Source organism: Paenibacillus medicaginis, assembly GCF_042138635.1.
Lineage (GTDB): Bacteria > Bacillota > Bacilli > Paenibacillales > Paenibacillaceae > Paenibacillus > Paenibacillus medicaginis.
Genome location: NZ_JBHIRY010000008.1, coordinates 157,146 through 180,463, shown reverse-complemented (window position 1 = coordinate 180,463; position 23,318 = coordinate 157,146). Strand labels below are relative to the sequence as shown.

The 23,318-nt window shown below is 42.4% G+C and carries 14 protein-coding genes; 3 read left to right on the top strand and 11 right to left on the bottom strand.

Annotated elements, in window-relative coordinates:
• Positions 1 to 59: 59 nt before the first annotated feature.
• Positions 60 to 629, bottom strand: a complete 570-nt coding sequence (locus tag ACE5LO_RS11050; RefSeq protein ID WP_375520072.1) for a hypothetical protein — start codon at positions 627 to 629, stop codon at positions 60 to 62.
• A gap of 384 nt (positions 630 to 1,013) precedes the next feature.
• On the opposite strand from ACE5LO_RS11050, the gene ACE5LO_RS11045 reads away from it, so the two are divergent.
• Entirely contained in the window at positions 1,014 to 4,913 is a 3,900-nt protein-coding gene (locus ACE5LO_RS11045) for a reverse transcriptase domain-containing protein (protein ID WP_375520071.1), read from the top strand.
• An 82-nt stretch (positions 4,914 to 4,995) separates the two neighbouring features.
• Here the strand turns inward: ACE5LO_RS11045 and ACE5LO_RS11040 are convergent, their stop codons facing one another.
• From ACE5LO_RS11040 to hsdR, 3 genes are read right to left on the bottom strand one after another with little or no spacing between them, the layout of a single operon-like run.
• Positions 4,996 to 6,426, bottom strand: a complete 1,431-nt coding sequence (locus ACE5LO_RS11040; protein ID WP_375520070.1) for a restriction endonuclease subunit S — start codon at positions 6,424 to 6,426, stop codon at positions 4,996 to 4,998.
• Complete coding sequence (locus ACE5LO_RS11035; protein WP_375520069.1) at positions 6,423 to 7,925, bottom strand: class I SAM-dependent DNA methyltransferase; 1,503 nt, start codon at positions 7,923 to 7,925, stop codon at positions 6,423 to 6,425. The genes ACE5LO_RS11040 and ACE5LO_RS11035 overlap by 4 nt, the downstream gene beginning before the upstream one ends.
• A complete protein-coding gene (hsdR, locus tag ACE5LO_RS11030) occupies positions 7,925 to 11,170 on the bottom strand; it encodes a type I restriction-modification system endonuclease (protein WP_375520068.1) in 3,246 nt (1,081 codons plus the stop codon). The genes ACE5LO_RS11035 and hsdR overlap by 1 nt, the downstream gene beginning before the upstream one ends.
• A 545-nt stretch (positions 11,171 to 11,715) precedes the next feature.
• Here hsdR and ACE5LO_RS11025 point away from each other — a divergent pair.
• Together ACE5LO_RS11025 and ACE5LO_RS11020 are read left to right on the top strand one after the other, a co-directional pair.
• Positions 11,716 to 13,023 carry an AAA family ATPase gene (locus ACE5LO_RS11025; protein WP_375520111.1) on the top strand — a complete coding sequence of 436 codons (1,308 nt, stop codon included), beginning with the start codon at positions 11,716 to 11,718 and terminating at the stop codon, positions 13,021 to 13,023.
• A complete protein-coding gene (locus ACE5LO_RS11020) occupies positions 13,013 to 13,756 on the top strand; it encodes a hypothetical protein (RefSeq protein WP_375520067.1) in 744 nt (247 codons plus the stop codon). Before ACE5LO_RS11025 ends, ACE5LO_RS11020 begins: the two co-directional genes overlap by 11 nt.
• A 218-nt stretch (positions 13,757 to 13,974) precedes the next feature.
• On the opposite strand, the gene ACE5LO_RS11015 is transcribed toward ACE5LO_RS11020, so the two are convergent.
• The 7 genes from ACE5LO_RS11015 to ACE5LO_RS10985 form a co-directional block, all read right to left on the bottom strand.
• Positions 13,975 to 15,294, bottom strand: coding sequence for a DUF4179 domain-containing protein (locus ACE5LO_RS11015; RefSeq protein ID WP_375520066.1), 1,320 nt, complete (start codon positions 15,292 to 15,294; stop codon positions 13,975 to 13,977).
• Complete coding sequence (locus tag ACE5LO_RS11010) at positions 15,221 to 15,823, bottom strand: RNA polymerase sigma factor (protein WP_375520065.1); 603 nt, start codon at positions 15,821 to 15,823, stop codon at positions 15,221 to 15,223. The genes ACE5LO_RS11015 and ACE5LO_RS11010 overlap by 74 nt, the downstream gene beginning before the upstream one ends.
• Positions 15,824 to 16,268: 445 nt before the next feature.
• On the bottom strand, positions 16,269 to 16,775 hold the full coding sequence (locus ACE5LO_RS11005) for a DinB family protein (RefSeq protein ID WP_375520064.1): 507 nt from the start codon (positions 16,773 to 16,775) through the stop codon (positions 16,269 to 16,271).
• A gap of 196 nt (positions 16,776 to 16,971) precedes the next feature.
• Positions 16,972 to 20,217, bottom strand: coding sequence for a coiled-coil domain-containing protein (locus ACE5LO_RS11000; RefSeq protein WP_375520063.1), 3,246 nt, complete (start codon positions 20,215 to 20,217; stop codon positions 16,972 to 16,974).
• Positions 20,214 to 20,906 (bottom strand): hypothetical protein, encoded by a 693-nt coding sequence (locus ACE5LO_RS10995; protein ID WP_375520110.1) that lies wholly within the window; start codon positions 20,904 to 20,906, stop codon positions 20,214 to 20,216. Before ACE5LO_RS10995 ends, ACE5LO_RS11000 begins: the two co-directional genes overlap by 4 nt.
• Complete coding sequence (locus tag ACE5LO_RS10990; RefSeq protein WP_375520062.1) at positions 20,881 to 22,296, bottom strand: hypothetical protein; 1,416 nt, start codon at positions 22,294 to 22,296, stop codon at positions 20,881 to 20,883. The genes ACE5LO_RS10995 and ACE5LO_RS10990 overlap by 26 nt, the downstream gene beginning before the upstream one ends.
• Positions 22,272 to 23,306 (bottom strand): Toprim sub domain-containing protein, encoded by a 1,035-nt coding sequence (locus ACE5LO_RS10985; protein WP_375520061.1) that lies wholly within the window; start codon positions 23,304 to 23,306, stop codon positions 22,272 to 22,274. The genes ACE5LO_RS10990 and ACE5LO_RS10985 overlap by 25 nt, the downstream gene beginning before the upstream one ends.
• Positions 23,307 to 23,318: the final 12 nt, after the last annotated feature.

The following is a 23,318-nucleotide window of genomic DNA, read 5'->3' as shown; positions in this document are numbered from 1 at the left end:
TAAACATCGTCTTATTTACATTCTAATACCAGAGGAACAACTTTTTGAATCTCACCGATTCATTTTAAACTTTCATCCCAAATTAAATACTGGATCAATGAAGATGAAAAAAACATACGGTCCCCCAACTTTCGATCCATATATTTATGTATCCTCTCCCGTAGAAACTTTCTGATGTGAACCATTTTGATATGTAAGCAATCATTTTTTGGATTATGTAGTTTTCTTGTTACCAGCAGCTTGGCTATCTGATAATCTCCAAAGCTAACCATTGAGTTATGGAAAATTTCTTTGTAATCTGACTCGTTGTTTGTAAATCCGATTCTCTGGATGGATTTGTTCACATTATGATCTTGAAAAATCTTATTAATGTCAAGATCGAGACCTGTCTTCACTTCACAAATAATTCCTACTGTCTTCCTTGGCTCAAAATGAGAAAGTAACATCGGATCCCAATCCTCTGGTCTACCACCTGTTTCTTCATAAACATACGGAAATCGAATAGCTAACAAATCCGCGTCGGATGTCCGTCTCTCACTATTTTGATGTAAAACAAAATTGTTGATAAGAAAGAAACCATTTAATCTAAGATACCAATACACCAATTCTTCTCCGAAATTTGCATTCATTTGTTTTCTCCTCATTTTCATTCAGTTTCGGCTAAGATTTAATAGCTTCTTCGCTGTTATAAATGCGAACTGAGCCATTTAATTTGCATATCGAAAAGGGCAAGATATAAAATTGATTTGGAAAATGTACTTAATATTCTCTTCTAATACAGAGAATAGTCGCTTATAATAACGACAAAACTATACCTTTAACTTGAATAATACAGGAGGTACTCATAACATATAGCAATAAAACCAAACCTTCTTTTATGAAAAGATCCGATTTATTCCTTACGTAGAAGAAAAATAACTGGACATGCTAACTATCTTGGTACACATTTTATCTACTTTCATTAAAATTCTACACTATAGCCTAGCCTCATGTCCCTATAACTTGGAGGAATCATGTCAATCATTGATAAAAAATACGAAACTACCTCACCGAAAAAAGAATATTTAATTGATCAAGTTGTCCTCGCCCAAGCATGGAAGAAATCGCACAATTTTATCCGAAGACACAACTGGTATGCAGACGTATTAGAATTGGATTGCTCAACCATTAACCTTGAGAAACGATTAGAGGTTTGGTCCAAAGCTTTGCAGAACAATGAATATAAACCGACAGAGATGCGGCTTGTACCTGCTCCCAAAACTTCGATTTGGGAATTTCCTCAAGAAGGATCCGAAAAATGGAGGCCAAAAATAGATAAGAATAAAGAAGAAAACTTCAAAGTAAGACCTCTTGCTCATATCAATATTCAGGACCAAACGATAGCTACAAGCGCTATGCTGTGTTTGGCTAATGCTATTGAAACTCTTCAAGGACCTACGGAAGAAACAGATTATTGGGAAGCTCAGCAAAAACAAATGTTCAGCTATGGAAACCGTCTACATTGTCAATGGGAACCAAATGATGAGGGAAATCTAACTGCAAAGTTTGCCTGGGGAAATTCAAAATGCTATCGAATGTACTACGAAGACTATCAACACTTTTTAAAACGTCCTAAGGTTATTTGCCAACATTATGGCTCTATGAGTCAACCTGGTAAAAATCAATATGTGATTTCTTTAGACCTTAAAAGTTTTTATGACTGTATAAAGAGAGACGCTTTAATTAAGGAAGCTGAAAGGCTTTATAAAAAATACGTCAATGAGTATGCTCTCGATATTTCTTTACAGGACGATCAGGAGTTCTGGGAAACATTAAAAACAATTTTCTCCTGGAAATGGAACACAACTGACGAAGAGAAGGCTTTTCAGATTTTTGGAAAAGAAAATCTCCCAACAGGTATTCCGCAAGGCCTTGTCGCAGGAGGTTTTTTTTCAAATATATATTTAATACGGTTTGATCAAAGAGTAGGAAATTCCCTTCATGAGGAAATCAACTTCCCAGGAACACCTTCATTTCGTTTTATTATACGTGATTATTGTAGGTATGTGGATGACATAAGATTAGTAATTGAAGCTGAAGAATATCTGAGTATTGAAGAAATAAAAAGTAATGTTCTGAAACAAATTAACAAGTATCTTAATGAACATTTGGCTGAAATAGGAGCGCCTACCGAATCACTTATCATTCACCCTGATAAAGTGAAAATTCAAAGCTACAAAGAAATTTCAAGTCAGAGTGACCTTTCAGGTCGTATGCAAATGATACAAGGTACAATAAGTGGTACACCAAATGTGGATTCACTAAGACAGATAGTTGGAGAATTAGACGGTTTGCTTCAAATTTCAGAACAACTTAGCGATACTTCCAGTAATGTAGTAAATGAACTGTCACTATCAAAGATTGCAGCCCTGAACGTGGATGTAAACTCAGATACTTTAAAACGATTTGCAGCTAAGCGTCTAGTCGATGCTCTACGGCTTCAAAAAGGAATGACTGTTGATGAAGAAAATGTTGTAGCTACAAATCAATTTTCAGAAGATACCTCTGAAAATATGATGGATCACGATTTTGAAATATACGCCAGAAAATTGATAAGCATTTGGTCAAAAAATCCTGCGTTATGCTCACTATTAAAATTTGGTTTTGACCTGTACCCGGATGCCTCACTGCTAAGGATTGTGATCGAGGCCCTTGAATTGAAAATATTTATAAAAGAGACTAATGATAGAGATATTAACAAACAAAAACTTGCCATGGAGTATGTTTCTGCAGACCTTCTCTGTGCCAGTGCTGTGTGGCTCGGCTATCGTACAGAACATAGCTACCCAACAAATCTTGATATCACAACTTTTCGTGAAGAAATCGCCGTTTTTGCAAGAAGAATATTAGATTCATCCGATCAATTTTGCTGGTATACTAAGCAGCAAGCTGCCCTTTATCTTGCCTCTCTAGGACAGCCTTATGCTTTTACTAAAATTGAACCGGAACTGTATTACTATAACTTAATGCATAAATCCTTACTATACGAAACAATAGACCCGATTGATACTAAAAGATTTGAAGACACTCTTATTGCTGCATTAGTTGTTCAACAGCTATATCCTAACCAAGCCAAATTTGGTTCCTGGTTCTCTGTAACTTATAAAAAGTTGAAGAAGGAGCAACAAGTAATAGCCTTAAGACTCCTTTCTATCAATCGGCCAGACCTCATGCAAAATATTAAAACATTAACAATAAAACAGGATATTCGTGAAAAAGTCCCAGAATTATTAACGATTGCTTATAGGGACTCTATCAAAAGAAATATAGATTTATCAACAGCAAAGAAGAAGGTTATCAATCTCGCAGCCCTTATTACAAGTACTGACAACCCATTTCATCAAGAAAATGCTCTACTTCTACTTATTGAAAAGCTTCTGAGTCCAAAGAAGGAAAACGACAATGAATCAGACTTTTTCAGCCTTTTAAATAGTGAAAACGGTCTTTCCATTGAAAATGTAAAGGTTGAGTTTAACAGCCTTGAGTCAATGCAAAATCTTAACAAAGAATCTTTTAAAGTTTCTTTTACAGACTCTGCAAAGACTAAAAAATCACCTGACCGATTATTTAAAACTCCTTGGGTCAAGAAAGAGCATCGATGGCTATATAACCTGGGAAGTATATTAAGGTCGTGTATCACAGGGGAATATGACTTTACGACACATTCCTTTTTGATTCGGCAAGACCATTCCACTCCTCACGGTTATAAAGGTTTCAGGTCAACCTGGTTTACCCGCCGCTTTGGGATGTCTGTATTTCCTCAAGGTGTCTTTACTGATCCATTACCGTTGTCGCCTTGGATCAGTGAGCTCTTGCTTCGTCTTTTACAGTGGCCGGGTATCTATTATTTTGAGAAACATTTGCACGGGATTGCTGATTCTCCAACAAGAAAAGATTTATTAAAAATCATTCGAAAAAGAATTGAAGAACAACGAATAATTTATGGAAGACTTTCAAACACGCCAACCTATATTTTACCTGTATTAAATAAACAACGTAGTAACGATGAATTATTTCGAGCAGTCATCGTACAATCTCTGCTGCCCAAGAGTTCGGACTTTAACACTGGAAATCCGTTATACTGGTCACCTGGGTTTCGAAGAAAGCACCGCTCCCACGTAGCCGATGTATGCAAATTACTGAATCATCATCTGACAACCTGGCGGTCGGCTTCTAAAAATGTAACCACCAAAGATAGAAAAGCAGCAAATGTGGTTGATCTAATTGTTTTTCCAGAGCTATCAATTCATCCGAATGATATCGATCTGCTGAAAAGATTATCTCGAGAGACTAAAGCCAGTGTTTTTGCAGGAGTCTGTTTTCAAGAGAGAAAATCCGATAAAGTTATAATTAATCAGGCAATCTGGATTCTGTACTCTGAAGAAGATCCTAATGTAGCTGTGTGGCAAGGCAAAAAACATATGACTACAGGCGAGAAAGCTATGAAAATCCAAGGGCATAGACCGTATGAAGTTTTGATTGAATTTAAAAAGGGAGATCAAGCAATACGCGTTGCTGGCGCTATTTGCTATGACTCTACCGATATGGCACTTACTGCTGATCTTCGTGATGTTTCAGATATGTTTGTTATCTCTGCATTAAATAAAGATATTGGCACTTTCGATAATATGGTGACTGCCCTAAATTATCACATGTATCAGCCTGTCATACTTGCCAATACAGGCGAATTCGGAGGTTCAGCTGCCCATGCTCCATTTAGTGGACATGAAAAGGTAATAGCTCATGTACATGGAAGCAATCAGCTTGCAATCAGTATGTTTGATATTGATCCTACGTTGTTTAAATCTAAAACCAAACTAAAATCAGTTCCAAAAATTAAAACACCTCCAGCTGGTTACCCTGGTCGTTTATAAATCTCAAACAAATAGGCTCATAAAACGAACATTATATCATTCGCTCATGAGCCTATTTATGTTATATGAATTTTGTATAATTCTATTTTTTTTGTGAATTCAATGCTTCTTTCAGAAGTTCAATTGCCGATTCTTCAGTGGGATCATTGGTTCCTAATTCACTACGGAATGCTTTTTGTAGGATAGACTGTTTAAGGGTTTCAACCTGTAGCTCGTCTATTAACTGAGTAGTCTTCACCTCTTTTATAATAAATTTTTTGATCAATATTAATATTTGTTTTAGCTCTTCATACGGAGGTAATGGCAAATAATGATTTTTAAACTTCTCAAAAACTATACTGCCAACAGTTGTTCCTGATTTGGAATATATAGTAAGAAACTCTCTCTCATTCCCAATTATATACCACAATAAATATTCGTTTATGTTACAGTCCCCGGAATCAAAAGCTTTCATATCTTGATTTATAGTGTAGGGAGTATCTAATATAGCTACTGGTAATGAGTGTTTTAAAATCCCACTCCTTACAACAATGGAAACTGAGCCTCCATTTAATAACTTTACAGCAGAATTATCAACGGCTTCGTTTGATATATGATCCATTGTATCCTTGAGATAATTAGATTTCATGTCTTTGGGAGAAAGCCAAGGAATGCTTCCTTTCCAATAATCTTCTTTAGATTTACTAGGTGTACCACCACCATAAATAGAAAAAAGATCTTTTAGCTGAACCAATTTCCAACCTTTCAAATCGGCCAATATTTCAGTCTTAACTTCTTTCTGCCGTAAGTTGTTGATAAAGTAGCTCACATCTTGAATATTTTGATTATCAGCCCTCAACTCCCTCGTCAACTCTCCCCGAAAAGCCTTATCCAAAATGGATGCCCGCCGAAGTTCAAAAGACGCTTTTGCCTCAGCAATAAGACGCTTTGCTTCATCAATTTTAGCAAATAGCGATTCAATTTTATCCGCAATTCTTTCTTGCTCATTTAAAGGTGGTAATACAAAAGGAAAAGATTTAATTACTAACTGAGAAATGTTAGGCTGCGCACCGCCTTTACCTAGATTTATAAGAACTTGTTTGTTGCTAAGAAAGAAGTAATACATATAAACTGGATTCAATAGTTTTAAGGGGTGTCCCACTGCACATGCCTGGTTTGTCGCAGCGTCTAATCCTAATATTCCCAGTTTTCCAATAGTTGCCCCATACATTGCAATTGCAAGCGAACCCTTAGGAAAAATTTTAGCACTTGATTTTGCCAAACCTTCTTCACTTATATATTCTTCAACTTCATCTACTATAGAGTTGTTTAGATCACCTGTTTTAATCCAGGGTATATTGCCATTGTAGTATTCAGGGTATTTTCTAGATGGAGTGCCTCCTGATCCCCAATTAGCAACCTTACCACTTCTAACCCAGAGCCAATTCTCAGGCACTTCATAAGGCTGCTCTTCCTTCGGCACAAGTGCTTCTTCCAATAACTCTTCCATACTCTTTCCCTTAGTCTTGATCATGCCTTATATCCCTCACTAGCCTCGGCCACTTGCAGGAGCTCTTGCTGTTGTTCAGTTTCGTAAACTCCATCTTCTTGTGTTGTCATTGGCCCTTCCACTGCTCTCAATTCAGTAATCACTTCATTCAATAGTAATATAGCTTGTTCAAGCTTACCTACCGCTTCTTCTGCTGATTCAATTGGATCAGGCAAGTTATCATAGATAGAGAGTGATTCATCAGCAATTAAGCCGATATCGAGGCTATCTCCTTTTTTCGCAATGCCTTCTCGGGTAAAGACGTTAAAACGCTCATCTTGAACTTCACTGCGGTTCTCTGATGTGTAGGCGGCAATAAAACCTTCAAAATGTTTCTCAGTTAACGGAGTGCGTTTCCCAAAGGAAGGCATGTTAGTCCGCAGATCGTACACCCATACCTCTTTTGTGCTACCTATATCCGACTTGCCGCGCGTAAAGAATAGCACATTCGTTTTTACACCCTGCGCATAAAAAATACCTGTTGGCAGACGTAAGATCGTATGCAAATTACACTTGTCCATTAAGTCCCGGCGAATTTCGGCACCAGTACCGCCTTCGAACAGAACATTATCCGGCAGTACAACAGCAGCTCGAGCATTACCGTTAATCTTCAACGCACGGTAAATATGTTGCAGAAAGTTCAACTGTTTGTTGGATGTCGTGAACGTGAAATCTGTCCGGGTAATGCGTTCGCCGCCCTTCTTCGTTCCAAATGGCGGATTGGTCATGATGACATCATAATTCCTCATGTCTTCACCTAGGGAAGATAACGTATCTCCAAGTACAAGCTGGCCGTGTATATCATGCAACAGAGCATTCATTGTTGCCAGCCGGTGAGTATCTTTAACAAGCTCCACCCCTGAAAAGGCTTGATGCTTCTGAAAGTTCACATCAATTTCAGGTAAAGCAAAATAGTCATCCGTCTGTGATCGTACATGTCGGTCTGCAGCAATCATGAATCCGAAAGTGCCCGCCGCCGGGTCATGACAGCGCTCCCCTGCCTGCGGGTTAACCAGTTGTACGATAATATCAATCAGCACGCGAGGAGTAAAGTACTGCCCAGCCCCGGATTTCAACTCACTGGCGTTCTTCTCCAGCAACCCTTCATACAAATCACCAAGGCCTTCTTGTTTAGCACTGTACCAATCGAGCGCATCAATTGACTTGATAATTTTCTCCAGGTTTTTCGGTTCGCTAATATAAGATGTAGCATCTCTATAAATCTCTTTGAGGAGTTCATTGTCGGCCTTGCCAAGTTCGAACAGCAGCAATTTGTAGAAATCCTTCAACTCGATTCCATCCTTGGATACAAGGTCATCCCAACGGTAGCCTTCCGTTACAATATAATCATGGCCCGTCTCCTTCATCATTTTCAAGAACAACAAATAGGTTAACTCAGTCACGTATTGATGATACGTAATCCCATCATCGCGAAGCACATTACACAGATTCCATAGTTTTTGAACGATTTCACGGTTATTCATTAAGCTTGCTCCTTCTTAACATAGCTGTATAAGTTCGTGTTAATTTCCTTTACAATTTCAGTCAACTGGCCATTGAAGATACGGTCTAATTGCTTGTATCCCCCATGACTTGTGAATGGTTCATAATTGAAAGCATGTTCCGGATCTGGTCCGAGAACGGGTTCTTGCAGCAATTGTTTCTCAATCCGTTCCAGCCATTTCTTCTGAATCGTTGGCCAGACCTTCATCTGATAAATCTTTTTCATTGCATTACGGACGCGCTCCTCGTGACTGACAAGAGGATCCCCTAGCGCTTGCTGGCGAATAAATGCAATAATATCTGCCGTAATATCTTCATTTTTTGCTTCTCTCCAAGCGGTCTGCAAATTTTTCAACTTATATCCCGCTTGCTCGAGCTCAAGACGCAGTTTCTTCAGTTCCTCTCGTGTCAATTCAGCCGGACGCTGGCATACGATCATCAAGGCAGGAATTTTATTGAGATTCTCTCTAATAAAGTTTCCGAATCCCTGCAAGTAATCCTCGGGTTTATCCGCATTGCCGTAACCACGAGTTACACCCTTAAATTCATCCTGATGATTCGAACGATAGGCCTTATTCTCACCGTCCTGATTTTCATCCAGATATTTAAACAGTGCCTCGTAGGGTGTTAACTTTTCCTGCAGCTCGCTCGGCTTCAGTTGCTCTATCCAAGAGGCAAATTCATCTATGGAACGACCATCGGCAAGCAGTTTAAAATTTTCTTCACGGGTTGCATTAAAACGGTGTTTTTTTCGCTGGATTTTCGCTAATATTTGCTCCTTATGCCGATTGAGAGCATTATCTTCCTGAATATGACCGAGTTCTTCAACCAACTGCGTAATTGGGATTTTCGGATTCACGACAACCGGCTTCATCGCTGTATAATCTTTCAAAGATTCATAAAGACCTACTGCGTCAAATATTTTGAAATGATCTTTACCTATATCGTCGCATCTGCGTGTTGCACGTCCTAGCATTTGCTCGTACAAGATACGGGATTTCACTCTGCGGATAAATACTAAGTTTGTAATTCTCGGTACGTCAACACCTGTTGTGAGCAAATCAACAGTAACTACGATATTGGGAAAATGTTCGTTTTTAAAACGTCTGATAGCGCCGAGTTGATCATCAATGGAGCCTGTGATTTTCATAATCGCATTGTCTTCAACACCGCCATAACGTTGATCATACTCATGTTTCAACATATTTACCAACTTGTCGGCATGGTCATCAGTAACTGCGAAAATCAAAGTTTTCCCATCATCATCAGGTGCAATGTGATTAGCCAGCTCTCGTACAACTACTTCATTGAAACTGTCGTTAAGCACGCGTTTGTTAAATCCGGACACATCAATTTTCACTTCATCTTCCAGGTACTCTTGCGATAAAGTACCAGATACAGAATCATATACTTCAACTTCTGATCCTTTTTCAAATTTGATTCCATTCCGCTTGAGTACCGTATCAAATTGATAAGGTGGCTCATGATCGATCAGGTAGCCTTCAATAACAGCTTCTGAATAAGAGTACGTATATACAGGAGGACCAAAAATCTCTGTTGTATGCAGCGCAGGCGTTGCAGTCAAACCAATCTTCACAGCATCAAAATAATCAAGCACCTGCCGGTATTTGCTCACATAATCTGCATGATCCCGAATCTCGATTTCAAGCTCACTCATCTCTTTGTCGAGTGCATAGCCCCGGTGGGCTTCATCGACAATAATACAATCATACTGTGCTATCCCCGGCTTGTCATCACTTGACTGACTGTAAAAGAGACGTTTTAACATTCCCTGCACCGTCGCAATATGAACTTTTGTCTCAGGATTTGGATTTTTGTCCTTCAGCGCCTTCAATTCGTAGATTTCCGTAAATGCATGAGCGCTCTCAAGCTTGCTGTCATGAAAAGCAGCTTCCGCCTGTTCACCAAGCGCCTCTCGATCGACCAAAAACAGGATCCTGTTAAATCTCTTCGCTTTGATCAAACGATAGATCAACCCAATAGCCATTCGTGTCTTACCCGTTCCTGTTGCCATCGCGAGTAACACATTCTCCTGACCGGCTTCTAAAGCCTCTTCAACTTTCTCAATGGCTTTAACTTGGTAAGGACGGAGACGCAAATAATCGAATTTCTCATCACGGAGTGCTTGCTGCGCTTGTTCAATATCCTGTGTTAATTGAATACTGATTTCTTCAGGTTTAAACCAATTCTGTAGTGCACGCGGATGATTGGTCGAACGGCGGGCATCCAGAAACCAAATTCCCGATTTCTGCTCAAGTTGCTTCAAGTACGGTCTTCCATTCGTTGCAAACAGAAATGGAACAAAATAATCACCCCAAGGTTCGAAAATCTGTTCATCTCCATTTGGAACGACAAGTCTGGCATATTTTTTGGCTTGTTCGATATCTGACGGGATATCTTTGCTAGCCCGTTTGGCCTCAATGATACCAACAAATTGTAGACCGACAAACAAAGCATAGTCAGCGAACCCCTGCTTGAGCGGCCATTCCGCAATCGCACGATTTTTGCCTTTCTCCGGTCTTGCTCCTTTAGCAAATCGCAGATTTTTAGAGTCCACTTCCCATCCTGCATCAGTTAGCTGTTGATCAATGAGAATACGTGTCTCTTCTTCAGTTAACTGAAGATTGCTGCCAGCTCTCATAGAACGTTTACGCCTGCGGTCCTTATCTTTACCTTTTACATAGAGTTGCTCGGAACGGACTCTTTCAAGTTCTTCCTCCATTTGTGCAAGCTTCTCTTCATAGGTTTTCGTAATTTCTTCTAGTTCAGCTTCTGAAATAAAACTTTCTTCAGTGGGCTCCTGGTAAGCCGATGCTTTAAACTGCCAATCCCCATATACCTCCATAAACCATACTGCCAATCTAAATGCCATATGCAGTAAAGCTTTTGCTTCTTCAGTATCGCCGTACGCTGGTTCGTGAACCGCACTATTTCCTTTTAAGCGAATCGTATGAAATAACTCTATCATTTCACGAGGCACGATTTGCTGATATTTGAATAGATTCAAACGATGTGCCTGTGTTGCCGTTTGCTCCTCACGGATCTCTTCAAACGCGGAGATGTACTTTGCCATAGTTTCGGCAAATGTGCGTATTTTGGAGATAGCCGTATTCGGGTCTTGATAAATATTTCGTTCTGCTGTTTCTGCTACCTTATCAAGCACTTCCCATTGTGAAGCTAAAAAATTAAAATTTTGCGATGCCATGTCAGCTCACCTGCTTCTGTTTTTTAGGATATGATTATAAGTCTTATGTACCAACCTATTGAACAATACAACCGCTTTTAATAGGATCATTTTACCATAAAACTATTCCTATTTTTACTCTTAATATATCGATTTTGGATGGATAAGAAATTATCAAAAAAGAAGTAGTTTTTCAGATGTTCTGTCTACACAAATATACTTTTAAACTTACGATGTAGTGGTATTTCTCTTGATCTCTTTTTATTCGTCCAAGTTTAGTATATCCAACAAGTTTAAAACAGTTGTATCAGTAAATAATATTTATATCCATTAACGGAATAGACTTTACTTTGTTCTTAGAAGAGGGCCATTTTTAACTGTCTAGTCCCGGTAGTGTAGATTCAAATTCAATATTCAAACATTTTGTATTGATTTATCAATTTTATTGTATTTAAAATTGATTATCACATGTTATTTTTAATAATTATTATTAAAATAGGTGTATTTAGTTCAAAGAAATGTGATACTATATATCTAAGAAGCAAAGGGAGCGTGGTGCATTGAATATGGAATGCGAAGTAAAAGTTTTTTCAGTTGAAATGAAGAACATTAAGAATGTTCGTTATGGAAAAATAGATCTAGATCTAAATAACGACAATATTTTAGATGCGCAAGTGGTCGGTTTTTATGGGCAGAATGGTTCAGGGAAAACTGCTGTAGTGGAGGCATTTTCTCTTTTGAAGAGCTTATTGAATGCGCAACCACTTCCTGGAAAGAATCAACGTTTAATTTATGAGGGTGAAAAAACACTTTCCTTGGAATTTGAATTTATTTTGCAACAAAATGCAAATTGCTACAAAGCCCGATACAGAGTTAACTTAGAGTATCAGGAAGATAAAATGATTGTTAAATCAGAAAGTGTAAGTGCGAAAGAAAAATCATATCGCAAAATGTTCCACTATGAAAACGATGAGAATAAATCGATTGAATTGCGACGTAAGCCGAAACAAGAAATTGAGGCTCTTCTAACTGGTATTAAATTATTATCAGATCAGGTTGATGGTTCACTTTTTTTTAGTAAGTTGATCAGGAGTCAAGCAGATAAATTATTTAGTGATGTTGAACTAGTCATTTACAGAGCTTTAAGGGAACAGCTTTCCAAAAATCTTTTGGTGATTAAGAACCTGCAAGAAGGTGTATTCCCTTCCTACTTATTTTATGATATAGGTTCAAAATTACCGGAGAACAGCACATATAATATTAGTGATCCAGTTTCCTTATCTAAAGAACAATACAGCTATCTTGCCAACATAATTGAGAGAAATAATGTTGTCGTTAGTGCGATCATTCCAGGATTGAAAGTGCAGCTAAAAGATAGGGGCCCGACAACCTTAACTACAGGGGGGGAAGGTGTCCGTGCTGAGTTTACCTCTATTAAAGGGGATACAGTCTTACCATTGAAGGCTGAATCCGCTGGAACACTTAAGCTTTTTGCAGTTACAACCTCATTAATATCAGCATTTCACAATCCTTCCGCGATTGTGGTTGTTGATGAGTTTGATGCAGGGGTATTTGAATACCTGCTTGGTGAGCTTATAGAGATATTTCAAAATCATAGTAAAGGTCAACTATTTTTCACTTCCCATAACTTAAGAGTGCTTGAAAAGCTATCCTCACAGAATGTTTGGTTTACGACAGTTAATGAAAATAGACGGTACATTAAATTAAGCGGTATTCAGAAAAACAATAACATGCGGAACGTCTACTTGCGTGCTATCTTAGTAGGAGGCCAATCTGAATATTTGTATGAAGAGACAAATCCTGTAAATATTGTACGTTCTTTTGTTGAAGCGGGGTTACAGAATGGCGACTAAAAGAAAAAAAGCATTGTTCACGATTGTGGAAGGTGAATCAGATAGTTTCTTCTTCTATGATGAATTGCAAAAAATTTGTAAGGATGAACATATTGTTATAAAAGCCTATAACGGAGATATTTTTACTGATTTACAAAAACAAAATACCCCTATTCGAGATAGAGTGCGAGAGTTTTTCGCAGACCGAATGGATAATCTTAGGGTTTCTGACTTCTTAGGGATCTTACATTTTACGGATACAGATGGGGCTTTTATTAATGACGATAAAATTATAGTTGATCCACAGCAGGATGGAAATCTGAAATATGATAATAATGGGATATATGTAAACTCCATCGCTCAACAGGCAAAAATACAATTGCGAAACAAACTAAAACTTGAACACACCTCCAATGCTCGAAAATTAAGAAATATCACCTACAAAAGGACTGAAGTTCCATATCGATTGTTTTATCTTTCACAGAATTTAGAACATTTAGTTTTTGATGAATTAAATGTTCCCAATAGCGAGAAAGGGAACCGAATTGTGGGGTTTATGAAACAGCAAACTACGCAAAACCCAGTCGAGACTTTACTAAGAGATCATTTTCCAGGACGCTCATATAAAACAAACAAGTATAACGATTCTTGGGATTATATCTTTCAAGATGATCATTCGTTACAGCGTTGTACCAATGCATTTTTGATGTATGATTTTCTTCAGGAGTTATTAGAATTAGCAACAAAGAAATAAAATTTCTTACCCGCCAACTCCCTTATTATGGATTGGCGGGTTTTCTATAAATTATCTCCTCGACGTTCAGATCAACAATCTGAGCGATCCAAGTATTTCAATCCACGATCCTGCGTAAGGAGCGACCGCGACCAATTAAGGCCTTACAGCACAAGGGATTATCCTTGCAAAAGTGTGAATCCATCATTTCCTTGATTATATGTCCGAGCTGTATGATTTCATTTTTTCACACCCACAGGAATAGATACTTTCTTGTCATAGGTTTTAATGTAATGAAATCCATCCAACAGCAGAAATTCTGGTTTCTCTTTTGTGTTAAAAGAATACGTCTGCTCCCACAGGATATTGCCGTTTTTCAGATCCCACGGACGTGATGAGGATATTGATGATACGGGTACTACGATACCACCGGCTTGAACGGATAAATTTTCAGTGTCCAAGACAGTAAATTGTTTTCTGGCAATCACGACATCATAGCCTGCATCGGTTTTGGTGACGCTTCGGATCCATAGCATTTCATTGCCGATTTTAATGGATTGATCTGATGGCGAGGCTAAGGAGATAGCTTTGTCTACTTTCTGATATCCAGGGAAATCTTTTAGCACAAGTTCAACGGTTTCCACCTTGTCTGTCGGAAGCACATCAAATTCAAGCTCAAATCCCGGGATGCCTTTTTCTGCGAAGCTATCCGACCGCATTCCCCATGATTTTACTTCTGTTCCATTCACATAAAGCTTTGTTGTGCCATCAAATCTTGGGTATCCTTCATAATCCATTTTATAATGTCCCTTCACGATGGTTGAGGTTGGTGAAGCCGTAATGGAGTCATAATAGACAGTTCCCTGATCGACAGAAACGGATTTTGAAATGTCCTGTTTAAGCAAACTCTTCATCGCTCTATTCGCTTCAAAATTGAAGGAAATGGGATAGGATGCCCGCTCCCCATTATCCAGCCACTCACTGAATGTAACGGTTAATGTTCTGGAGAATGGACTAACCGGATAAAATTTTTGTACACCCTCGTAATGGGTCTCGTCTTTGCTATGATTGCCGCCCCCTTCTTTCGGAACTGAATCCGTCAAAAACCCTTGTATTTTGTTCACGTTATAACGGAATGAACCATTGTCATCATATATGGAACCTGCGGGTCGATCAATCGTGTAATACATGAGCAATCCGTTATCGTCTGCAATAACACCGTTAATGGTAATGACCGTGCCGTCATCAAGCGTTTTGCTTTGGTTGACGGTTTGTCCATATCCTTGCTCTGCCAGTTCATCAAAGTTTAAAGAGCTCAGCTCGGCTGTATTAAATAACTTACCTCCGTAATAAGCAAATGCAGGATATTGATAAGCTCCGACCATCAGCAGGAGTGCTGCGGCTGACGATGCAATCCACGTAACTGCTCTGTTCTTATTTCTTTGCTTAACAGGAACATTCTCAAGTGCGCTTCGCAGTCTGCCCTCAAGTTCTGACGGTGCCTTTACGGTACTCATGATCTGTTTGTGCTCCTGTAATCTCTCCTCGATCGTTTTCATAACGATCACCTCCCATCATAGCTTTCAATTTTTGTACACCTTTTGAAACTCTTGATTTGATGGTGCCAATCGGCGCACCTGTCATGTCCGCAATCGTCTGATACGCTAGATCATGTACAAAACGGAGTTCGATGGCTTCCCGCTGCCTGGCATTCAAATGAGAGAGCAGTATCTGCATGTCCATCTCGGACTCCGTGTAACGATATGGATTGCCGTCAGTTAATGCAGCAAGCGATGGTTCTTGGTCATGTCCCAGCAGAAGCAATCGTTCCTTTTGGCGGAGCAGTGTTTTGCAGCGATTGACAAGAATAGTTTTGCTCCAGCTGTAAAAGGCTTCGCCTTTTTGCAATTGATCCAGCTTTTCATAAACCATAACAATCATGTCCTCCATGGCATCCATGGCGTCATGTTCATTTTTCATGTAGCTGTAGGCAAGACGATAATAAGCGTCCTTTTCAGCCATAATTAGTTGTAATAAAGCTTCCTTGTTGCCTTTTTGGGCTTGTTTAACAAGACGGCTGACATTCAAGCTCCCACCCCTTTTCAAAAATAAGAGATCGCAGAGGTTATTAAAGTTCATTATGTACACAAAAATCTCCACAACCAAGTCACAGAGAAGTTATCCATCACTTGTGGATTGCGGAGATCTCCTATTTTCAAGCTTCAATAAAACGTTATGGCCTTGAGGTATAAAAACCATTGTGGTAAAGTAATGATAGAAATAAGGACCGATGGCAGTCGGTCCCCAGCACAACCACTTGAGTGGGGGAACCCTCCAATTGTTGCTATGGAAGATTTGACCCGCACAGTGCCAACCTGTGAGCGGGTCATTTCCGTTTATCAAGGTAAGTAAGTAACGCAATCAGGAAAATCCCGAAGGTTAGCACTTCACCAAACGAAATAAAGTGTAAAAAGCCCGCCGCTTCATCAGGAGCGGCGGGCTTGATCATTGATAAATTATTCTCAGACTAACACTACGAGTTGGCTTGTGCCGCCCTCATGGCAGCCGTCTCTTCCTCGTTCGGCCCGTACACGCCCGGTGCCGCCAATCCCGCCTGACGCATCAAAATCGTAATTTGACCACGATGGTGAATCTGGTGGCGGATAAGCCCATTCAAGACACCGCCGACAGTCGTATCGATGACTCCGAACAGCTTGAGCGGCTGAGGCAGCTTGTCGTCCTGATCCGCCCAATTTGCGTTCAACTCTGCTACTACCGCCTCGCTGGCGCGGCGGTACGCTTGTGCGATGGCGGCTGCGGAGCCTTCCTCTGAGGCTGGGATTTCTTGCTGAAGCCCAATCTGATTCACAAAAAACGGCACACTCTGCACAACATGCCACGCAATCTCGCCGATCGTGCGCGGCTGCGCGTCCGATACTTTCTGGTTCAATGAATCGTCCGTCAGCTTGTCCAGCACCTGCAGCGTAAGCGCAGCTTCCTGCTTCCAATCGTCCAGAAATCCGTTGAAAGTTGTATACATCCTTCACACTCTCCTCTAATCATGAGATATTCAATACACGCAACTTCCCTGTTCCATAAGGCTTTTAAATAAGCTTGCCTTTCTAGTATAACGGAGTCGGAAGCATGTTTACAAAAAGCTGTTTAATCCGCATCGTTATGATCAATCCCAGACTAAGTACATCATTATTGGGCTTCTTGAATGAGCTGCCGCAAAATCAGGCATGACCACTCTTGCGAATCCGGATGACCTGGCTTTGCGGGATCGTGGGATCATGGTAAACTACAAAAGCTTTGCTGAAATGCTCCAAATAATCGTTATTTTGCGATTTCGGGGACAAAATAATCATTTTACGAGCCAACTCCTGTTCGTACAGCTCAAACACTCTCGCCTTGCGGCTCTCATCTAGCGCACTATCAAACTCGTCGAGTATGATATACCCTGGGTTGGAGTCTATTGTTTTTAATAAAGCAAGCGCAAACAGCAGTGAACTGAGTGATTCCTCCCCGCCGGAAACTCCTTTGCCTACCTTGTTGCCTCTTCCCTTCAGGCTCACTTCCTCCATATCTCCCCGGTGCCCCTGCTTTCGTGCACGAACATAGAGATAATATCTAAGCTCGCCATGTTTGCCTTCCTGATGCTGCCATGATACCTCACCATCAAAACCGAATTTGTCCATGTACATCACAAACTTGGTATTGACCCGATGCACCTCATTACGAATGGTATTAAACAGCTTGTCCTCCAGCTCCTGCAGCTGATCTTCCAATTGCTCCATCAGCAGCCTGGCGTTTTGCACCTCTTCAGCCCCACGATCATAGGCCTCTTTGGTTCTTTCATAATTGTCAATGGCATATTCGTTCACCGTCTCATTACAGGCATTTTGTAAATGGACTCTTGCCCTTTCGCGCTCCCCCATCAGTACAGCCTCTGTCTGAGGAATGGCGTCGTTAACGGGGCTGGCTGGTTCCGCATCATGTGTCTCTGAAGGGGGTGTCTCCGCTTCCTCCCACATAAATGCCAGCTTCTCGTGCCACTGCTTCAGTTCCACGTCGATCCGGGCCTGATTCAATTGGATCGCTTCACTTTCCTCGGTAAGCCTGCTCTGCTGGCGCCGGATGTGCTCCAGCTCGGCTTCCGCATCTTCCCAGGAGCTGCGTTTGTCCCGCAATCTGCGCTTGGTACTCTCAATGGAGGTTTCCAGGCCGGATATGGCGCTGCCCAGCTCCCGAATTTCAAACTCCAGCTTGGATCGCTTATCATGCAGCTCCTTCAGCTCATGCTCCAGAAGCTGCAGCCGTTCAACCTGTTCACGCTCATGCTCATACTGCTTGTAAATATCGAGATATGTCTCAAGCTGTCTGCACTCCTGGGCAAGCTCGGCGATCTGTTCACGCTGAACGGATATCTCCTGATCCAGTTCATATCGCAATTTCTTTTTCTGCTCTCGCTCGGCCGTATACTGGGCCAGCTGCCTGATCCTCAGCTCCCGCCCGGCGCTGTCTGCGAAGAAAACTTCCGCCTGTTGCACACGCGGCAGCGCGGACCGATACAGAGCCAGCCGCTGGTTCACCTGCTCCCACTCTGATGTATGAGTATTCAGCTGCTCCTGTAATTTCTTCTTTTCCTCCTGCAGCCTTTGCAGCCGGATTTGCATGCCTTTCGTATGCAGCAGCCACTGACGTTCCTCCTGTGGTCCGCGCCGCGCGCCCGTTTCAAGCAGGATCCCATCTCTCAGCTGGATACCGCGCACCCCAAGCAGCAGCTCGTGCAGCCACCACATCACTTTCTGCGCGGCAGCATACATGTCATCGCTCAGATTTTCCTTGACCTGTACTTGAAGGTCAGCCAAGCGTTCCATGGAACGCTCAGGAACAATGGACGGCAGCTCGACATGAATCAAATCATTGGGCGGGATGAAGCTTCTGCTTTCCACAAAGACGGTATACTTCACCGCCTCCAGCACAAATTCCTGTTCCAATGAGGCACGGCCGTCCATTTCTAGCAGCTGCTGCATGGTGTACGCCTGAATTCCCATTCTTCTGAACTGCTTCACGGACTGCTCCTGCCGCCTGGACAGGATTCGGTCAGACTTTAAAGAGCTCTCCTCCTCCGTTAATTGCTCCAATTGGCGGTGAGCTTGACGGATTTGATCCTGCAAATGAACATAACGCGCATCCAGAAGCTCCAATTGCTGCTGAACAAACGCACTGTCCCTATATTCCTGCAAAACCTCACTGAACCTTTTTTCCTCTTCCCGGTCCTGATCGATCCGAACATGCAAATGAGAAATGGTCTCCTGCAGATCGTCGAGCTGTTCTTGCAAAAGCTGAAGCTTTTCGCGTTTCATCTCCACTTCCGTACGGCTTTGCTCAAGCATCCGGGCTGAACGTCCAAGCCGCTCAACTACCGCCTCCTGGTTAAAAGGGATGCTTCGAATCTGATCAGCAAGCGTCTGCAGACGCTCGACCAGCTCAACCTGCTCCTTCTCCCGCACTTCTATGTCCTCACGCAGCCCTATTATTTGCAGCTCGGCGGCCTCAAGCTTCAGCTCCAGCGCCTGCTTTTGATTCTGGCGTGCAGTCCGGTCTTCCTCCAGCCTTTCACGGTCCAGGGCCAAGCTTGATTTACGCTCATTCGTTTCGCCATACTCGATGTCAAGCTGCTCCAGTTGACCTGACAGCCCTTGCTGCTGCCCTTTATAACGCTCTGCAAGCACGGCGGACGTGCGCACGAACAGACGCAGGTTATCCAGACGGTTTTGGTTGCGTGTTAAAAGACGGTCCCGCTCCCGCTGCCAGCGGTCAAGGTCGAATTTATGCTGGTGTTGGTTATTTTCCGCCTCCTGGCGCGCTCTTTCGGCATCCTTCAGCCTTTCCTTGGCCGATTCCCACGTCCGCTGCATATTGTCAATGCGTGTCATCTCACTAAATATGCGAAAACGTTCCTCCGGCCTCATCGTGGCAAACTGGTTCACATCCTGCTGGTACCAGATCAGATAAAAGGCATCCGGATCCACAACATATTTATGCTGCAGCTGATATCGGTACTCCCGCAGATGATTCACGCCATCCCCGGTAGTGTAGCGGGTTTCCCGCTCCCATGCTCCAATCTCTTCCCCTTCCCGAATCCAATACTGCCTTTTCAGCGGCTCTCCAGGCTTCTGCTCCAGGTGAAGGGAAAATTGCACATAACGCGCGGCATCCACAGGCTTCTCTCCAATATTGGCGAAAACGAGGTGAATCTGCGCATGCCATACCTCATCACTTCCGATATTTTTGGAACGCAGCCCCTCCAGTTCGACCTTGGCCGAACCGAGCACGGCACCCATGCAAAAGGTCAACGTCGATTTCCCCGACCCGTTAGGACCCGTGATCAAAATATGTTCCATAATCCCGGATAAGTCCAGGACGGTTGCCGGATAGTCGCGTATTCCCGAAATCTTCATCTCCCAAGGAATCATTCTTCGTTCTCCGCCCCCATGTTGTATCTCTTGAAAAATTTAAGCACTTCATCCATATGCAGCTGCTGCGACTGGCTAAACTCCGTAAACCGTTTCAGATACGAATTGCTGAACATTCGGCTCCCAATAGCTGTCAGCTCATATGCCTCTTCGTCAGTCTCACCGCTGAATCTGGCAATGGCGCCAATTTTGAGCAAGGCCCCCAGAGCTGCCTGCATTTTCCGCCGGATATCAAGCGTCTCATGACCGAACGCTTCAACCAGCTGGGTGAACAGCGTAAATTCATTTTGCAATACGTCCTGATGATAAAAAATAAACATCAGCATGGCCAGGCTTTCAGCAGACAGCATTTCCTTAGCCTGCTGGGCCGGAACACGCATCAGAAGCACGGTCTGATCACGCCGCTTGTCGTATACCAATTGAAAATAACGCGCCACGGATTGGTTAATTCGTTCTATAAACTGATGAAACGCCTGCGTTTCCTCAGGCTTCAGCTTCAAGAGCCGCATGACCTCCCGTCTCGACAATCCGAAATTGTCACTTCGCACAGTAGCAGATGAGGAAAACATAATCTGCATAAAAGCATGCTCTTCATCCGGTGTCAGAACCGTGTTCAGGTGCGCCATCACGGATAAAGGACGATAGTTATCAACATAATTATCATTATCCTTTTCGATTTCCGTCTCCATGGCTTCGGATAATATATCGTCCGTCTGCTTTGTCAATCCACTCCCACTCCTTTCGCTGATCTGATGAGGCTTCTTCCTCAATCTCATCTGTTTCCTGCGTCATTTCCGCCTGCCGGTTCGACACAATCGCTGACACGGCAAGCAAAGCATTGACCGCATCCGCCCATTGTTCAGATCCGGCCTCCAATACCAGAGGTTCGATTCCGATCTGCTTGTGTTCGATCAGCACCTTTTCCACATCCTCGGTGCGAATCATCGTTCTTGTTATATTCCAGGCTGCTTCTTCCATTTGGTCAGCCAGTTCACTTTCCGTTAATTCAGCCGCAACTGCAAACTCTTCTTCCGGATAAGATTCAATGGGACCTACAGCCGGCGTGTAATGCTCCAGGTAATCTATGGCACTCATCAACTGCGCTTCCGGGATGGGGGAAGCAAACTTGACAGGTACCCACAGACCGTCAAGACGCTCCCCTTCATCCCGGTCCTGCTCCATAAAGCTCAGAATCTCAACTCCATTCGGCATGGTCGAGTCCGGCTTTTTATAGAACGAATCCATGACATAACGCTTGAAAGAGACAGGATCGATTTGCACACCAATCTCTGTCTGCTGGATATGAGCAAATTTCAATATTTTTTGCAGGGTGGACAAGCTGATCTGTGTGCCTTGCAGCATAATGTCCGTCCCCTTTTTAAAGAGACTGCTCCATTTCATGCCTTCTTCAAAGGTTTTCAGCTTGTCCATCCGCTCATTAAGGCGTTGGTCCAACTGCCTCATCAATTCTACAATGATTTTCACCTGAGGAAGAGCATGTCTGTCCGCCAAAAATTCAAGCTGACGCTCCTGCAGCTTTTCAACAGCCTCCTCCACATTTCTCACCATACTTGCCAGACGATTGCCGCCGGAAATCCCTTTATCATCATAGGCTTCACTCAAGTCGGCATCCCTTGCCGCCTGAAACAAGGACCGCGCGATTTCGTCACGCATGTAATAGGCAAGAGAATCATTGGCCAGCCGGATCAGCACGTCCATTAAACGTTTGCCGACATCCATCATTAAAATGCGCCGTTTGGTACGGATCACCCAATTGTATTTTTCGAGAATAAAAAGAAGACGTTCGATCGACAAGGGCGGCTCTGCACCATACCTGTTACGGTAACGGTAATATAGGGCATTCGCATCCTCAAGCGGCTGCTCTAGCCCAAGGGCTTCTTCGTGAATCAAATTCAGCAGCTGCAGGATATGAAGCACCTTTATCGGCTCTTCAAAATATTCCCGCAATTCATTGAGCACCCCTGACAATTTGATCAAATCACGTAAAGATTCTCTAACCAAAGGTGCATCAGCATCTGACTCAAATATGGAAATCAGCTTTTTATCCAGGTTGTCCAAAGTTCTCTTCCTCCCAAAAATTCCTCCTGCTCAGTTGGTCTATTGTGTTCAATCGTTGCTTGTAGTTGAGATTCATAATCTTCCCACGAGTTGAAAATCCGGGCCTGCCGGGTGTCCGGGGGAGTCAAAATCCATTTTACCGACTGCAGAGGAAAATGATCGAGGATTTTCCGTACCGATGCCGCAATGAGCAGACCTGCCTGATCCGTGTCACACCAAACCAGCACCTGCTCTATGGAGGGGGAATGCTGTATAATATCATGAACAAGCTTGCGATGACCGCTGCGCAGTTGCCCGTCCAGTCCGATGACCAAACTTTCGCTCTCGACAAGAAAATTCGGATCAGAGCACATCCGCGTAAGCAAGGCTCTATTTTCTGCCAGCCATATATTTCGGCATGAAGTGGCCATCTCCAACTCATATACAGTCAGATCCGTTGTAGCATGCAGATATCCTTGCGGATAATTCAAGTCCCCTGTCTGCAATGCGCCTGCAAAATAAATGGGCGTTATGGCTCCGGTGCTGACAAGTCCGAGATAAGAAAGCGGCATATCCACTGCCCTCTCCAGCTTGTCAAGAAAATCCTTTTTATCTTTATCAAAAACCTTCGAGCCGCCAATCTGTCCAAAATAAGCCGCCCCGATCTCCTTCCAGTCAAACTGCCCTGTTTTCATGCGGATGCTGCATAATGCCAGTAGAAAATGTACATATCTGATCTGTTTGCTGCTTCTCCAGTTCATATCCATAGCTTGCGAGATTGGTTCAAGAGATACGAGATGACACGCTTCACGAAGAGCCTCAATCAAAACTTCCATATATTGTGTCAACTTCTCTATTGCCAGCCGTTGCTGTTTCGATAGAATCAGAGCATGAGGAAGCTCATCGTAAAGACGTCTCGCCTCAGCGTACAAGTGATCGAGCTGCCCGGACATTTCCGCCCGCTCTGCTTCCCTTCTCTGTGTATGTAACAAACTAAGGACATAACCCATGACATATACAGAACGCTTCACAGTTCTGCTATC

Excerpts from the sequence above, each read along its gene's own strand:
- ACE5LO_RS11015 (WP_375520066.1), bottom strand. The coding sequence starts at position 15,294 with ATGAAAACGATCGAGGAGAGATTACAGGAGCACAAACAGATCATGAGT.
- ACE5LO_RS11045 (WP_375520071.1), top strand. The coding sequence starts at position 1,014 with ATGTCAATCATTGATAAAAAATACGAAACTACCTCACCGAAAAAAGAA.
- ACE5LO_RS10995 (WP_375520110.1), bottom strand. The coding sequence starts at position 20,906 with ATGGAGACGGAAATCGAAAAGGATAATGATAATTATGTTGATAACTAT.
- hsdR (WP_375520068.1), bottom strand. The coding sequence starts at position 11,170 with ATGGCATCGCAAAATTTTAATTTTTTAGCTTCACAATGGGAAGTGCTT.
- ACE5LO_RS11020 (WP_375520067.1), top strand. The coding sequence starts at position 13,013 with ATGGCGACTAAAAGAAAAAAAGCATTGTTCACGATTGTGGAAGGTGAA.
- ACE5LO_RS11000 (WP_375520063.1), bottom strand. The coding sequence starts at position 20,217 with ATGATTCCTTGGGAGATGAAGATTTCGGGAATACGCGACTATCCGGCA.
- ACE5LO_RS11040 (WP_375520070.1), bottom strand. The coding sequence starts at position 6,426 with ATGATCAAGACTAAGGGAAAGAGTATGGAAGAGTTATTGGAAGAAGCA.
- ACE5LO_RS11035 (WP_375520069.1), bottom strand. The coding sequence starts at position 7,925 with ATGAATAACCGTGAAATCGTTCAAAAACTATGGAATCTGTGTAATGTG.
- ACE5LO_RS11050 (WP_375520072.1), bottom strand. The coding sequence starts at position 629 with ATGAATGCAAATTTCGGAGAAGAATTGGTGTATTGGTATCTTAGATTA.
- ACE5LO_RS11005 (WP_375520064.1), bottom strand. The coding sequence starts at position 16,775 with ATGTATACAACTTTCAACGGATTTCTGGACGATTGGAAGCAGGAAGCT.
- ACE5LO_RS11025 (WP_375520111.1), top strand. The coding sequence starts at position 11,716 with ATGGAATGCGAAGTAAAAGTTTTTTCAGTTGAAATGAAGAACATTAAG.